Annotated in this window: 15 protein-coding genes and 1 riboswitch; of the genes, 3 read left to right on the top strand and 12 right to left on the bottom strand. The window is 69.7% G+C overall.

From position 1 onward, the window contains the following. Window positions 1-16: 16 nt before the first annotated feature. Window positions 17-1,240: an acyltransferase gene (locus tag AB0D18_RS03220; RefSeq protein ID WP_362411794.1), complete on the top strand. Its 1,224-nt coding sequence runs from the start codon at window positions 17-19 to the stop codon at window positions 1,238-1,240. A gap of 146 nt (window positions 1,241-1,386) precedes the next feature. Here the strand turns inward: AB0D18_RS03220 and AB0D18_RS03225 are convergent, their stop codons facing one another. The 11 genes from AB0D18_RS03225 to clpS form a co-directional block, all read right to left on the bottom strand. After that, window positions 1,387-2,337: a cysteine synthase gene (locus AB0D18_RS03225; RefSeq protein WP_362411796.1), complete on the bottom strand. Its 951-nt coding sequence runs from the start codon at window positions 2,335-2,337 to the stop codon at window positions 1,387-1,389. Between the two features lies 1 nt (window position 2,338). Continuing rightward, a complete protein-coding gene (locus AB0D18_RS03230; protein WP_362411799.1) occupies window positions 2,339-2,623 on the bottom strand; it encodes a MoaD/ThiS family protein in 285 nt (94 codons plus the stop codon). Window positions 2,624-2,721: 98 nt separating this feature from the next. Then, window positions 2,722-2,832: a putative leader peptide gene (locus tag AB0D18_RS03235; RefSeq protein WP_362411802.1), complete on the bottom strand. Its 111-nt coding sequence runs from the start codon at window positions 2,830-2,832 to the stop codon at window positions 2,722-2,724. Between the two features lie 69 nt (window positions 2,833-2,901). After that, complete coding sequence (locus AB0D18_RS03240) at window positions 2,902-3,675, bottom strand: ABC transporter ATP-binding protein (protein ID WP_362411805.1); 774 nt, start codon at window positions 3,673-3,675, stop codon at window positions 2,902-2,904. A 139-nt stretch (window positions 3,676-3,814) separates the two neighbouring features. After that, the gene (locus AB0D18_RS03245; protein ID WP_362411808.1) at window positions 3,815-4,861 is read right to left on the bottom strand and encodes an iron ABC transporter permease; all 1,047 of its coding nucleotides are present in this window, start codon (window positions 4,859-4,861) and stop codon (window positions 3,815-3,817) included. A 7-nt stretch (window positions 4,862-4,868) separates the two neighbouring features. Next, on the bottom strand, window positions 4,869-5,858 hold the full coding sequence (locus AB0D18_RS03250) for an ABC transporter substrate-binding protein (protein ID WP_362412168.1): 990 nt from the start codon (window positions 5,856-5,858) through the stop codon (window positions 4,869-4,871). Window positions 5,859-5,954: 96 nt separating this feature from the next. Continuing rightward, a riboswitch (cobalamin riboswitch) is annotated at window positions 5,955-6,043 on the bottom strand. A 61-nt stretch (window positions 6,044-6,104) separates the two neighbouring features. Beyond that, a complete protein-coding gene (locus tag AB0D18_RS03255; protein WP_362411811.1) occupies window positions 6,105-6,740 on the bottom strand; it encodes an HD domain-containing protein in 636 nt (211 codons plus the stop codon). Between the two features lie 457 nt (window positions 6,741-7,197). Then, on the bottom strand, window positions 7,198-7,614 hold the full coding sequence (locus AB0D18_RS03260; RefSeq protein ID WP_362411814.1) for a M67 family metallopeptidase: 417 nt from the start codon (window positions 7,612-7,614) through the stop codon (window positions 7,198-7,200). An 83-nt stretch (window positions 7,615-7,697) separates the two neighbouring features. After that, window positions 7,698-9,152 carry an amino acid permease gene (locus AB0D18_RS03265; RefSeq protein ID WP_362411817.1) on the bottom strand — a complete coding sequence of 485 codons (1,455 nt, stop codon included), beginning with the start codon at window positions 9,150-9,152 and terminating at the stop codon, window positions 7,698-7,700. A 447-nt stretch (window positions 9,153-9,599) separates the two neighbouring features. After that, window positions 9,600-10,211, bottom strand: a complete 612-nt coding sequence (locus AB0D18_RS03270; protein ID WP_362411820.1) for a DUF2017 domain-containing protein — start codon at window positions 10,209-10,211, stop codon at window positions 9,600-9,602. Beyond that, entirely contained in the window at window positions 10,211-10,525 is a 315-nt protein-coding gene (clpS, locus tag AB0D18_RS03275; protein WP_362411823.1) for an ATP-dependent Clp protease adapter ClpS, read from the bottom strand. Before clpS ends, AB0D18_RS03270 begins: the two co-directional genes overlap by 1 nt. A gap of 121 nt (window positions 10,526-10,646) precedes the next feature. On the opposite strand from clpS, the gene AB0D18_RS03280 reads away from it, so the two are divergent. Both AB0D18_RS03280 and AB0D18_RS03285 read left to right on the top strand, forming a co-directional pair. Then, window positions 10,647-11,975, top strand: a complete 1,329-nt coding sequence (locus AB0D18_RS03280; protein ID WP_362411826.1) for a nicotinate phosphoribosyltransferase — start codon at window positions 10,647-10,649, stop codon at window positions 11,973-11,975. Window positions 11,976-12,102: 127 nt separating this feature from the next. Beyond that, window positions 12,103-12,687, top strand: a complete 585-nt coding sequence (locus tag AB0D18_RS03285; protein ID WP_362411829.1) for an isochorismatase family protein — start codon at window positions 12,103-12,105, stop codon at window positions 12,685-12,687. A 229-nt stretch (window positions 12,688-12,916) separates the two neighbouring features. On the opposite strand, the gene AB0D18_RS03290 is transcribed toward AB0D18_RS03285, so the two are convergent. After that, a complete protein-coding gene (locus tag AB0D18_RS03290) occupies window positions 12,917-13,705 on the bottom strand; it encodes a helix-turn-helix transcriptional regulator (protein ID WP_362411832.1) in 789 nt (262 codons plus the stop codon). Window positions 13,706-13,730: the final 25 nt, after the last annotated feature.

Here is a 13,730-nt window from a genome sequence, read left to right on the forward strand (position 1 = left end):
ACGTACTGAGATGCCTGTGACTGCGACGCTCGCTGCTACCCGCCCAAGCTTCGTCCCCGCGCCGTTCCGGCCGTCGGACCTGCCGAGGGCGTTGCCGAACCGGCTGGACTCCCTCACCAGCCTCCGATTCTTCGCCGCGTTCGCGGTCTTCGCCCATCACTTCTCCGGGCACGGAAAGGGCACCGGCTACGGCACGGCGCCGCTGATCTTCCCGTACTCGATGATCGGTGGCCACGGCGTCACCTTCTTCTTCGTGCTGTCCGGTTTCCTGCTGACCTGGGTCTTCAAGCCGCAGGAGCACCCGCTCGCCTTCTACTGGCGGCGGATCGGCCGGATCTGGCCCGCCTCGCTGGTGGCGGCCGTGCTGGGCGTCTACGCGTACTACATCGCCGCGCACCACGCGATCGACTGGCCGAGCCTGATCTCGTCGCTGTTCCTCGTGCAGACCTGGTTCCCGGGCGTCACGCCCAACCTGCCGGGCAACGAGGTCACCTGGACGCTCAGCGTCGAGCTGCTCTTCTACGCCTTGTTCCCGCTGGCCGCACGGATCGCGGTGCGGCTGCGCACCCGGACGCTGGCGCTGCTGACCGGGCTCGGTCTGGTCGGCATGTGGGCGGTCAACTGGTGGGCGGCCGCGACCTTCTCCAGCCCCGCTGAGGGCTGGATCATGCGGAACCCGCTGATCTACCTGCCGCAGTTCCTGCTCGGCATGACGGTGGCACTGGCGGTGCGGCGCGGCTGGCGGCTGCCGATGCGCCCGATCGTCCCGGTGCTGCTGCTCGGGCTGTACGTGTACGGGTACTACCAGGGCCGCGCCCGGCTCTCCGACGCCGTGGTCGGCCAGCTCGACTACATGGTGCGGCCGACCATCGCCCTGCTGTCGATGCTGATCATCGTGGCGTTCGTACAGCGGGAGATCAACGGCCACCGGGGCATCCTCAACAACAAGGCGCTGATCCTGCTCGGCGCCTGGAGCTACGGCTTCTACCTGCTGCACCACTCGGTCTCCCGGCTGGCGACGTACGCCTGGGGCCGGGCGGGTGACGACAACAGCGTGCTGTTCGACCTGCTGGGCGTCGGTCTGGTGGTGACCGCGATGTCGTGGGCGCTGTTCCACTTCGTCGAGGAGCCGGCCGCGAAGTGGCTGAACCGGAAGATGCCGCAGCGGCTGCGCCGCAAGGTGGGGGTGCCGCCCACGCCGGAGGAGACGATGACGGCGGGCGTGCCCGCCCCCCGGTAGCGGCTTCGGCGGTACGAAAGGTACGAGCGGTACCAGCGATACGCGCGGTACCAGCGATACGCACGGTACGAGCGATACGAGCGGTACGTACGACGGAGGGCCCGGCGCGAGGGAATCGCGCCGGGCCCTTCGTCGTACGGCGGGCGTTACGCCCAGAGCTGGCCGTGCAGCGTCTCGATGGCGGCCTCGGTGGTGGGGGCCGTGTAGACGCCGGTGGAGAGGTACTTCCAGCCGCCGTCGGCGACGACGAAGACGATGTCGGCGCTCTCCCCCGCCAGAACCGCCTTCTTGCCGACGCCGATCGCGGCGTGCAGGGCGGCGCCGGTGGAGACGCCCGCGAAGATGCCCTCCTGCTGGAGGAGTTCGCGGGTGCGGGTGACCGCGTCGGCGGAGCCCACGGAGAAGCGGGTGGTGAGGACGGAGGCGTCGTACAGCTCGGGTACGAAGCCCTCGTCGAGGTTGCGCAGGCCGTAGACGAGGTCGTCGTAGCGCGGCTCGGCGGCGACGATCTTCACGTCCGGCTTGTGCTCGCGGAGGTAGCGGCCGACGCCCATCAGGGTGCCTGTGGTGCCGAGGCCCGCGACGAAGTGGGTGACGGAGGGGAGGTCGGTGAGGATCTCGGGGCCGGTGGTGGCGTAGTGGGCGCCCGCGTTGTCGGGGTTGCCGTACTGGTAGAGCATCACCCAGTCCGGGTGCTCGGCACTGAGCTCCTTGGCGACGCGTACGGCCGTGTTGGAGCCGCCCGCCGCCGGGGAGGGGATGATCTCGGCGCCCCACATGGTGAGCAGGTCGCGGCGTTCCTGCGAGGTGTTCTCCGGCATCACGCAGACGATGCGGTAGCCCTTGAGCTTGGCCGCCATGGCCAGCGAGATGCCGGTGTTGCCGCTGGTGGGTTCGAGGATGGTGCAGCCGGGGGTGAGGCGGCCGTCCTTCTCGGCCTGCTCGACCATGTGGAGCGCGGGGCGGTCCTTGATCGAGCCGGTCGGGTTGCGGTCCTCCAGCTTGGCCCAGATGCGTACGTCCGCCGAGGGCGAGAGCCTGGGCAGGCGTACGAGCGGGGTGTTGCCGACGGCGGCGAGCGGCGAGTCGTACCGCATGTCAGCGGGAGCCGCCCGCGACGGCGGGCAGGATCGTGACGCTGTCGCCGTCGGTGAGCGGGGTGTTGATGCCGCTGAGGAAGCGGACGTCCTCGTCGTTGAGGTAGACGTTCACGAAGCGGCGCAGCTCGCCCTTGTCCTTTTCGACGATGCGCTCCTGGATGCCGGTGTGGCGGCTCTCCAGGTCGGCGAGCAGGTCGGCGAGGGTGGCGCCGCTGCCCTCGACGGCCTTCGCGCCGCCGGTGTGGGTGCGGAGGATGGTGGGGATGCGGACCTCGATGGCCATGGCGTGGGCTCCAGTCAGGGAGAGCGTGCGTGGGAAGGGCGCGCGGCTTTGCTCCCCCGCGCGAGGGGCGTGCGTGCTGGCGGGCGGAGATACGCGCGTCAGGCCGTACAGATGGCGCTGTCGAGCCTGCACAGGTCGACGTGCAGGCGCGCAACGAGCAGCACGGTGCTGATCGGCGTCGTCTTCGCTGTCACGTCGTGGGCAACCATGCGGTCATCGTATAGATTCCCGGCCCGATTCCCGGCATGTGATCTCACGCCTCAAGACGATTCTGTTCGTCAGGTGGACGGCGGAAGGTAGACGACGGTCGGCGCACCGGTCGTCGGATGCATGCTGACCTCGGCGTTCACCCCGTACACCCGCTTGAGGAGATCGGGGGTGAGGACCTCTTCGGGGGTGCCGTCGGCGACGATGCGGCCGGCGTTCAGGACGTAGAGGCGGTCGCAGTAGTACGCGGCGAGGTTGAGGTCGTGCAGGGCGAGGAGGTTCGTGGTGCCCAAATCCCTTACCAGGGAGAGGACTTCGAGCTGGTAGCGGATGTCGAGGTGGTTGGTGGGCTCGTCGAGGACGACGAGGGCGGGTTCCTGGACCAACGCCCGTGCGACGAGGGCACGTTGGCGTTCGCCGCCGGAGAGGGAGGGGAAGGAGCGGCCCTCCAGGTCGGCGATCCCGACCCGCTCAAGTGCGTCCCGTACGAGAGTGGCGTCGGCGGCGGTGTCGGCCTCCCAGAACTTCTTGTGCGGGGAGCGGCCCATGGCGACGACCTCGCGCACGGACAGCTCGAAGACGGCCTGGCCGTCCTGCGGGACGGTGGCAAGCCGCTGCGCACGCCGCTTGGCACCCATGGCGTGCAGGTCCTCGCCGTCGAGGAGGGCGCGGCCGTGGGTGGGGGCGAGGGTGCCGTACACACAGCGCAGCAGGGTGGTTTTGCCACTGCCGTTGGGCCCGACGAGACCGACGGTCTCCCCGGGCCGTGCCTCGATGTCGACGGAGTCGACGAGGTGCCGCCCGTCGATGCCGTACGAGAGTCCCTCGGTACGCAGATGGCTCATGCTGACACTCCTGACGGTGGCGGGGCTTCTTCCAGGGACGCCCCGACAGGGGCGCGGGGAACTGCGCGACCAGCCACAACGCACCCGCACGTACGCACCCGGCGGCCTGAACAGCACCCCGCCCCCGGACGCCGCACACTCACGCCGGCACCCCCTCCGGCCGCCTCCGCAGCAGCCACAGAAAGAACGGCCCGCCGATGAGCGCGGTAAGGATCCCCACCGGAATGTCCTGCGGCTCGGCAATCACCCGCGCCCCAAGATCGGCAAGCACCAGAAACGCCGCCCCCGCAAGCGCGACAACGGGCAGCAGCGTCCGGTGCGAAGCCCCGACAAGCATGCGAGCCGCATGCGGAACAAGCAGCCCGATGAACCCGATCGCCCCGGAGACGGACACCAGCACGCCCGTGACCAGCGACGTCAGTACGAACACGGCCGCCCGGAAGCGCGAAGTGTCGAGCCCGAGGACGGTCGCCCCCTCCTCCCCCACCAGCATCAGATCCAGCGGCCTGGCCAGGGCGATGAGCAGCACGGTCCCGGCCGCGAGGACGACCGCGGGCAGCAGCAGCATGTCCCACCGCGCACTCCCCAGCCCGCCCAGCGTCCAGTACATGGCCTCCTGGAAGTGCTCGCGCTTCGCGGAGGTGACCATGACGAGGCTGGTCAGCGCGGACAGGATGTACGCGACGGCGACCCCGGCGAGGACGAGGCGGGTGCCGGTCATCTGCCCGCCGCGCCGGGCGAGGGTGTAGACGAGGACGAGCGCGAACAGCGACCCGGCGAAGGCCCCGGCCGGCATGGTGACGGTGGTCGCGAGCCCAAGACCGCTGCCGATCCCGAAGACGATGACGAGCACGACGCCCGCCGACGCCCCCGAGGAGATCCCCAGCAGGTACGGGTCGGCGAGCGGGTTGCGTACGAGCGCCTGGAGCACGGTTCCCACCACCGCGAGCCCCGCCCCGACGATCGCCCCGAGCAGCACGCGCGGCATCCGTACGTCGAGGACGATCGTGCGGAAGGGGCTCGGTTCGGCGCCGCCCGTGACGATGTCGAGGACCTGTCCGGCCGGGATCCGGACCTGTCCGAGTGCGAGACCTGCGACCATCGCCGCCGCGAGGGCGGCGGCGAGGACCGTCAGGACGAGGGTGTAGCGGAGCGGCCCGCGGGCGGGCGGAGTCCTGCAGCCCACGGCGGGGCTACTTCTTCAGCTCGGGGTGGAGCTGAAGGGCGAGGCGTTCGATGGCGGCGGGCGCCCGTACGCCCACCAGGATCTCGGACAGCGGCATCACCGCGAACCGCTTGTTCCTGATGGCCGGTACGTCCTTCAGGGCGGGGTCTTCGAGCAGCCGCTTCTTCTTCTGCTCGACGGTCGTCGACCCGTAATCGATGATCATGACGACGTCGGGCCTGCGGGTGACGAGCTGCTCCCAGGAGGCGTCCATGAAGGACTTGGGGGTGTCGGCCATGACGTTCTTGCCGCCCGCCCGGGTGATCATCTCGTTGGCCATGCCCTTGCCGCCGGCGGTCTGGGCGGTCTTGTCGCCGCTGTCGTACGCGAAGACGCTGACCGGCTTGATTCCCTTGAGCCGCGCGGCGGTGCCGTCGATGGTCTTCTTCGCGTCCGCGACCCACTTGTCGGCGCGGGCGCCGACCCCGAAGGTCCGGCCGGTCTCGGCGACCTCCCGGTAGATGTCGTCGATGGCGCTGCTGCCCTCGGTGCAGTACTCGATGTTCAGCCGGGACTCGATGCCGGACTTCTTGAGGACCTCTCGGCTGCGGCCCTGCTTGGCGTCGAAGGCGGAGGCGTAACCGCCGTACACGAAGTCGGGGTTGGCGGCGAGGAGCTTCTCCTTGGAGGGGTACTCCTTGGCGACGACCGGGATCTTCGCGTAGTCGGCCGCGTACTTCGGAAGGATCTTGTCGTCGAGGTACGCGCTGCCGGTGACCGACTTCGCCAGGCCCAGCTCCAGGAGGACCTCGGTGGCGTGCTGGTTCATGGGCAGCGCGCGCTCGGGGGCCTTGGTGAAGGTGGTCTTCACACCGCAGTTGTCGACGGTGTACGGGAAACCGGGGGCGGCCTTCGCGGCGGCCTTGGTGTCGTCCTGCTTCGCGTCGATCCCGCCGCAGGCGGTGAGCGGAAGCAGGACGGCGGATACGACGAGCGCGGTACGGGCACGGCGTGACACGGTCACGGACAGGGGAACGGGCATGGGAATGGGCACGGCGGTGAGCCTCCTCCGGGGATTACCTCGTCCCCTGGTGGTGCGGTGGAGGCGGCAGGTCAGTTCCTGGCTTCCGGACGGGCTGACGGGTTGTCGGGCCGCGTCCGGTCACAGTGGCGGGACCGTGCCGGATTCGCACCGGCTTCCTGGGTCCTGCCGCCCAAGTCGGGCACAGTCTCTCACCCGTCCCACCTGGCAATTCGCCCCGCCCTACTCGGGCCAGGCGGACTCCTGGACCGTCGTCACGAAGTCGCCGCGCTCGTAGCCGGGCAGGAAGTGCGCCAGGACGTCGGCCTTGACGTTGCCGAAGGTGGTCTCCGGCTTGTCCTTGACGCCGTCGGTGAAGGCGTCAAGGATGCGGCGCTTGAAGTCGGGGCGCGGGTGCAGGGCGGTGATCGCCGCCCGGTCGGCGGCGCTGATGTCGTCGTACCCGATACCGAGGACGTCGTACTCGACACCGGCCGTGACGAGCGCGACCTCGGGCTCCATGAACTCGGGGATGCCGGGGGTGGTGTGCAGGGCGATCGCGGTCCAGACGCGGCGGATGCTGTCCTCGGGGACCCCGTACGACTGGAGGAAACGGCGCGCCTCGTCCGCCCCGTCCACCTCGAAGCGGCGCCCGCTGGTGCGGTGCTGCTCGCCGAGGCCGAGGTCGTGGAAGATCGCGCCGAGGTAGAGCAGCTCGGGGTCGAAGGAGAGACCCCGGTTCCCGCCCTGGAGGGCGCCGAAGAGGAAGACGCGGCGGGAGTGGTGGTAGATCAGCTCGCTGGTGGTGTCACGGACGAGCTCGGTGGCGGCGGTGGCGAGCTTGCTGTCGGGGACGGCGATGCCGGCTGTAGTGGTCATGCCTACAGCCTGCGCCGCCGCTCGGACCCCCACCATGTCCCTACGGACAGACATCCCACAGATCCGGACACCCCGGCCCGCCCGGCGCCTGAGGACACGCGAACGCAGGAGGCACACACCTCAGCCCGTCCGGCGTTTGAGGACGCACGGCGCAGCCGTGCACCGGGCGCAGCCGTGCACCGGGCGCAGCCCGGAACACCCGCCCCCACCGGCGCCGGCCGTGAACGGGTCCGGACGACGCCCAGGGACCGGACCCAGCCCACCCGACGTACCAGGAGGCACACTCTCAGCCCGTCCGGCGCTTGAGGACGCACGGCGCAGCCGCGCACCGGGCGCAGCCCGGGACACCCGCCCCCACCGGCGCCAGCCGTGAGCGGGTCCGGGCGGCGCCCGGGGAACGGTGGAAGGGCGGGGAGGGGACCGGCGCCGCAGGCAGCCCCGGCCACCGACGACATGCTCAGCCCACCACCTCCACCTCCTCCTCCGTGATCACCCCGTCCACAATCCGGTACGAGCGGAACTGGAACGGCCCGGCCCCGTCGGTGTCCGCCGTCGACACCAGGACGTAGTGCGCCCCGGGCTCATTCGCGTACGTCACGTCCGTCCGGGACGGATACGCCTCGGTCGCCGTGTGCGAGTGGTAGACGATCACCGGCTCCTCGTCCCGGTCGTCCATCTCCCGGTACAGCTTCAGCAGGTCGCCCGAGTCGAATTCGTAGAACGTGGGAGAGCGCGCCGCGTTCAGCATCGGCACGAACCGCTCGGGGCGGCCCGTGCCCTCCGGGCCCGCGACCACGCCGCACGCCTCGTCGGGGTGGTCGGCGCGCGCGTGGGCGACGATCTGGTCGTGCAGGGTCCGGGAAATGGTCAGCATGCGCGCCAGGATATGCAAAGGGTCCCGCCCGTACCGAGGAATGGTACGGACGGGACCGAATGCCGAGACGACCCGTTCTGCGCCTACTTCTTGGCGGCGAACTTCTCCGGGTTCCTGGCCTTCATGATCAGGTACGAGACGCCCAGCAGCAGCGCCCAGAACGGCGCGCAGTACAGCGAGATCCTGGCGTCCTTGTCGATGCCCATCAGCACGATGACCATGCCGATGAAGAGCAGTGCGAACCAGCTCGTCCACGGCGCGCCCGGCGCCCGGAACGAGGACTTCGGCAGCACGCCCGCGTCGGACAGCTTCCGGTACTTGATCTGCGAGCAGAGGATCATGATCCAGGCCCACATGCCGGAGATGGTCGCGAAGGAGACGACGTAGTTGAACGCCTCACCCGGCCACTGGTAGTTGATCCACACGCCGATCAGCATCAGCGCGGCAGAGAAGGACGTTCCGGCCAACGGCAGCCCGCGGGCGGTCAGCTTGGTCAGGAACTTCGGCGCCTGGCCGTTCAGCGCGAGGTCGCGCAGCATGCGGCCGGTGGAGTACATGCCGGAGTTGCAGGAGGACAGTGCCGCCGTCAGGACCACGAAGTTGACGATCGCGGCACCGACGCCCAGGCCCATCTTCTCGAAGGCCGCGACGAACGGGGAGACGCCCGGCTGGAAGTGCGTCCACGGCACGACCGACAGGATCATGATCAGCGCGCCGACGTAGAAGACGGCGATGCGCCACGGGACGGTGTTGATGGCCTTCGGCAGGACGGTCTTCGGGTCCTTGGACTCGCCCGCGGTCACACCGACCAGCTCGACGGCGAGGAAGGCGAACATGACCATCTGGAGCGTCATCAGCGTCGAGCCGATGCCCTTGGGGAAGAAGCCGCCCTCGGACCACAGCAGGGACACCGAAGCGGTGTCACCGGCGTCGGAGAAGCCGATGGTGAGGATGCCGGCGCAGATCAGGATCATGCCGATGATGGCCGTCACCTTGACCATCGAGAACCAGAACTCCAGCTCACCGAAGAGCTTCACCGAGATCAGGTTGGCGCCGAAGAGGACGACCGTGAAGATCAGTGCGAAGACCCACTGCGGCTGGTTGATCCAGCCGGTCGCGTCCTTCGTCCAGTACTGCATGTACTCGGAGGCGGCGGTGACTTCCACGATGCCGGTGACGACCCAGAAGAGCCAGTACGTCCAGCCGGTCACGAACCCGAAGAACGGGCCGAGGAACTCACGGGCGTACTCCGAGAAGGAGCCGGAGACCGGGCGGTACATCAGCAGCTCGCCGAGCGCCCGCATGATGAAGAAGATGACCAGGCCCGCGATGGCGTACGCCAGGATGATGCTGGGGCCGGCCTTGGAGATGCCCTTGCCCGCACCGAGGAAGAGGCCGGTGCCGATGGCGCCGCCGATGGCGATCATCTGGATCTGGCGGGCGCCGAGTCCTCGCTGATAACCCTCGCCGGACTCGCCCTGCGCGTCCGCGGCCTCATTGCCGTCGCCCGGCTTGTTGTCGACCTGCACTGAGGTCATGGTGGTGCGCCTTTCTCCATGCGATCCGGCCGTATTCGCTCAAAGTGCGCGGCTCGGACCGACTGTGACGATCCTTGCTCGGGGCGTGTGCCCCCGGATGTGGATGGAGTGCATCGCCGGGTTCCTCCGGCGTCAGCGCCCCCACGGGACAGGGGTGGCGTCCGTGGGTGGTCGTGCAGATCTATCACGCTCGGCGCGGTGATCGACTAGCGCTTTGTGCCCTATTGCACAGGAAAAACCGGACAAAACTCCCCTGCGGCAGCAAAGCGCACAGGGGAGGTAACCCGATCGTTATTCGGATTTGAGCGTCCGCTGAGCGAACGCTTGTGTTTCGAGCTCTGGTACGGACGTTCCGAGGGCTGATACGCGGCCCAGCTCAGCGCCGATTCGCGGATGGCGGATTCGCGGATCGCGGATTCGCAGATCGCAGCATCGCCGGTACACGGCTCACGGCATCAGGGTCTCGACCAGGGTCTCCTGCAGCCCGCCCAACCACAGGTACGCCATCACCATCGGCTTGCGCGGGTCCTCGTCCGGGAGGTGGAGGAGCATCTCGCCCTCGTCCTCGTCGGTGATCTCCAGCCGGGACGCGATGGTCAGCCGCAGGTCGTTGAGCGTGCCGAGCCAGCGCCGGGACTCCTCGGGCGTCAGCTTCAGCACGAGACGGCTCTCGCCGCCCTGATCACCCTCGTCGGCCGCCGAGGCCAGCGCGTCCAGGTTCCGTACGACGGACAGCGCGTCCTCGCGCTTGCGGGTACGCAGGTCGTTCTCGGTGAAGCGCCTGAACTCGGCGGAGGCGGCCTGCTGTTCCTTGTCCGGCTCACTCCTCGGATCGGCGTACGCCTCGGGGAAGAGCCGGGCCAGCGCCGGATCCGTCGGTGCCTCGCTGGGCCCTTCCGCGAAGAGCGCGGCGAGCGGATCCTCGCCCTCCACGGGCTCGTCGCCGGGCCCGACCAGTTCGAGCAGCTGCACGGCGAGGGAGCGCAGGATGGACGTCTCGACCTCGTCCAGGGCGACGGCCGCACCGCCGCCGGGGACCGCTTCGAAGTAGCCCGGCATCAGTTGCGGTCCTGGGAGAGGGTCGCCCACAGTCCGTACCCGTGCATGGCCTGCACGTCGCGCTCCATCTCCTCGCGGCTGCCCGCGGAGACGACCGCCCGGCCCTTGTGGTGGACGTCGAGCATCAGCTTCTTCGCCTTCTCCTTGGAATACCCGAAGTACGTCTGGAAGACGTACGACACATAACTCATCAGATTGACCGGGTCGTTGTGGACCAGAGTCACCCAGGGGGTGTCCGGCTCGGGAACGACGGACGTTTGCTCGGCCGACTCGGGGCGTTCGGTCTCTACGGGGGCGACACTCACCCTTCCCATGCTGCCACCGGAGGGCAGCCGTCGCACAAACGGGCCCTCCCACAGCTCTCCCCGACCCCTTCTCCCCGTTCGGCCGACCCCATTTCGTCACTCTGACGAAATAGGGGGTAGCATCCGTCGTATGAACACAGCGGATCTCGGCCTGCCGGTGGATGTTCCCTCGACAGCGCTCTTCACCGACCAGTACGAGCTGACGATGCTCCAGGCGGCCCTGCGCGCCGGGACCGCCGACCGGCGCTCCGTCTTCGAGGCCTTCACCCGCAGACTCCCCTCCGGCCGTCGCTACGGCGTCGTCGCGGGTACGGGGCGCGTCCTGGACGCCGTCGAGAACTTCCGCTTCGACGCGGACGTACTGGACTTCCTGCGCGAGCAGAAGATCGTCGACGAGCCGACCCTCGAATGGCTCGCCTCGTACCGCTTCAACGGCGACATCTGGGGCTACCCGGAGGGCGAGGTCTACTTCCCCGGCTCGCCGATCCTCCGCGTCGAGGGCAGCTTCGCCGAGTGCGTGCTCCTGGAAACGGTCATCCTCTCGATCCTCAACCACGACTCGGCGATCGCCGCCGCGGCCTCCCGGATGGCGGCCTCCGCGGGCGAGCGCCCCCTGATCGAGATGGGCGCCCGGCGCACCCACGAGCTCTCCGCGGTCGCCTCGGCCCGCGCCGCGTACGTCGGCGGCTTCACCTCCACCTCCGACCTGGCGGCGGGCTTCCGCTACGGCATCCCCACCGTCGGCACCTCGGCGCACGCCTTCACGCTCCTGCACGACAACGAGCGCGACGCCTTCGAGGCCCAGGTGGCCTCGCTCGGCAGCGGCACGACCCTCCTCGTCGACACGTACGACGTCACCTCGGCGGTCCGCACCGCGGTCGAGGTCGCGGGCCCCGAGCTGGGCGCCGTACGCATCGACTCCGGCGACCTCCTGCTGGTCGCCCACCGCGTCCGCCAGCAGCTCGACGAGCTGGGAGCGACGAAGACCAAGATCGTCGTCACCTCCGACCTCGACGAGTACGCCATCGCGTCCCTCGCGGCGGCCCCCGTGGACGCGTACGGCGTCGGCACCCAGCTCGTCACCGGCAGCGGCCACCCCACCTGCTCCATGGTCTACAAGCTGGTCGCCCGCGCGGAGTCCTCGAACCCCAAGGCCCCTCTCCTCCCCGTCGCGAAGAAGTCCATGGGCGCCAAGTCCTCGCGCGGCGGCCGCAAGTGGGCGGCCCGCCGCCCGGACGCGTACGGCGTGGCGGAGGCGGAGGTCATCGGCACCGGCCCGATCCCCGCCGAGCTCCTCGACCACCAGCTCCAGGTCGAACTCGTCAAGTCCGGCCAGGTCGTCGCCCGCGAACCCCTGGACGAGGCCCGCGACCGCCACAAGGCGGCCCGCGGCGCGCTCCCGATGTCCTCGGTGCAGCTCTCGCGCGGCGAGCCGGTGATCCCCACCGAGTACATGTAGCCGCGTGTAGCTGCATGCAGCCACGTACTGCCTCGAACGCCCACTCCCACAAGGCCGCCGGAGTCTCTACGCTCGGGAGTGGGTCCAGTGCCGGCCCCGACCGCCAGTCGCCAGTGAGGAACACACCATGCACCGCGCCCTGATCGTCGTCGACGTGCAGAACGACTTCTGCGAGGGCGGCAGCCTCGCGGTCGCGGGCGGGGCGGACGTCGCCGCCGCGATCACCGACCTGATCGGCGAGTGCCAGGCCGGTTACTGCCACGTCGTCGCCACCCGCGACCACCACATCGACCCCGGCGACCACTTCTCCCCGAACCCCGACTACGTCGATTCCTGGCCCGTCCACTGCGTCGCCGGCACCGAGGGCGTCGGCTTCCACCCCAACTTCGCCCCCGCGGTCGCCAGCGGCGCGATCTCCGCGGTCTTCGACAAGGGCGCCCACTCGGCGGCGTACAGCGGCTTCGAAGGCACCGACGAGAACGGTGTCTCCCTGGCCGCCTGGCTCCGCACCCACCACGTCACCGAGGTCGACATCGTCGGAATCGCCACCGACCACTGCGTCCGCGCCACCGCCCTGGACGCGGCCCGCGAAGGCTTCACCACCCAGGTCCTCCTGGACCTGACCGCGGGAGTCGCCGCCCCGACGACGGAAGCGGCCCTGGAGGAACTCCGCGAGGCGGGCATAAAGCTGACCGGCAAGCCGGTGGTGTAACCCCCGGAACCGAGCCCGCCGCTGCTCGCCTCGGCCGGCGCTTTCCCGTCCCTCAAGCCTCGTCTTCACCCCCCTCGCGGCACCGGGGCGGGACTCCGCTGCCCACCCGCCCCCGGCCGCGCCGTCACGTACGCCGCGCGCTCGGCGTGCCCGGCGTCCGGGAATGCCCCGCCGTCGGGCCGGCCGACGGGCGGGGCCGGCGCCCCGGACAGCAGGCCGGTGGAGGAGGTCACTCCGGAGGTCTGCTGTACCGCTCCAGCGTCGCCTTCGACGTACTGGTCTCCTTCTTGACCAGCTCCCAGGGGCCCGTGTTCACGTCGAAGTCCTTGCCGAACCCGACCCACTTGCCCGCGAGCCGTCGCCCCGTCGGCTCTGCCAGCATCTGGAGGGCACCGTGGTAGCGGGCGCCCTGGTAGTAGCCGTCCGTCGCGGTCTGCTCCGTCCATGAGCCGGTGACCACGTTCCGGTCAAGGGTGAGGTCCAGGGTGAGCGGGCTGTCGGGGTTGGCGGACGCGCCCGGCAGCGAGCGGCCGGTCAGCCGGTTGCCGTGCTGGATCAGCACGACGTAGTGCGCGCCCACAAAGGTCTCGTCGCGGCTCGACGAGTAGAACTCGTACCGGGACAGCCACACGCCGTTGTACTGGGGCTCCCCGGCCTGCTGCGCCTTGGGCCGGGGCGATGACGCGGGCAGCGCCGAGGCCACCCCTTCGGGGCCCGGCTCCATGTCGTGACCTCCCGCACCGTCCTCGTGCACCCGGGCCGTCGGCACCGCCAGGCTGAAGCCCAGCGCTTCCACGGACAGACCCGTCACGCGCTCCAGCGCACGTGCGTACACCGGGCGCGGGGTCTTGCTGATCCCGGACTCCCACCTCTGGACGAGACGCTTGGAAGCGTCGTTGGGATCGCCTGCTTCGTCCCCGGCACGCCTGATCGCGCGGGCAAGGTCGTCCTGGCTCATCCGCAGGCCGATGCGTACGGCCCGCAGCACGTCGTTCGACACCACGGCTGTCGTCGTCATGCCTCCACGCTAGACCCAAGTGGCG

The organism is Streptomyces sp. NPDC048442 (assembly GCF_040651475.1).
Taxonomy (GTDB): Bacteria; Actinomycetota; Actinomycetes; order Streptomycetales; family Streptomycetaceae; genus Streptomyces.

Coding starts and splice junctions, on each gene's coding strand:
- AB0D18_RS03225 (WP_362411796.1), bottom strand. CDS start 2,337: ATGCGGTACGACTCGCCGCTCGCCGCCGTCGGCAACACCCCGCTCGTA.
- AB0D18_RS03265 (WP_362411817.1), bottom strand. CDS start 9,152: ATGACCTCAGTGCAGGTCGACAACAAGCCGGGCGACGGCAATGAGGCC.
- AB0D18_RS03235 (WP_362411802.1), bottom strand. CDS start 2,832: ATGGTTGCCCACGACGTGACAGCGAAGACGACGCCGATCAGCACCGTG.
- AB0D18_RS03240 (WP_362411805.1), bottom strand. CDS start 3,675: ATGAGCCATCTGCGTACCGAGGGACTCTCGTACGGCATCGACGGGCGG.
- AB0D18_RS03260 (WP_362411814.1), bottom strand. CDS start 7,614: ATGCTGACCATTTCCCGGACCCTGCACGACCAGATCGTCGCCCACGCG.
- AB0D18_RS03290 (WP_362411832.1), bottom strand. CDS start 13,705: ATGACGACGACAGCCGTGGTGTCGAACGACGTGCTGCGGGCCGTACGC.
- clpS (WP_362411823.1), bottom strand. CDS start 10,525: ATGGGAAGGGTGAGTGTCGCCCCCGTAGAGACCGAACGCCCCGAGTCG.
- AB0D18_RS03285 (WP_362411829.1), top strand. CDS start 12,103: ATGCACCGCGCCCTGATCGTCGTCGACGTGCAGAACGACTTCTGCGAG.
- AB0D18_RS03230 (WP_362411799.1), bottom strand. CDS start 2,623: ATGGCCATCGAGGTCCGCATCCCCACCATCCTCCGCACCCACACCGGC.
- AB0D18_RS03255 (WP_362411811.1), bottom strand. CDS start 6,740: ATGACCACTACAGCCGGCATCGCCGTCCCCGACAGCAAGCTCGCCACC.
- AB0D18_RS03270 (WP_362411820.1), bottom strand. CDS start 10,211: ATGCCGGGCTACTTCGAAGCGGTCCCCGGCGGCGGTGCGGCCGTCGCC.
- AB0D18_RS03280 (WP_362411826.1), top strand. CDS start 10,647: ATGAACACAGCGGATCTCGGCCTGCCGGTGGATGTTCCCTCGACAGCG.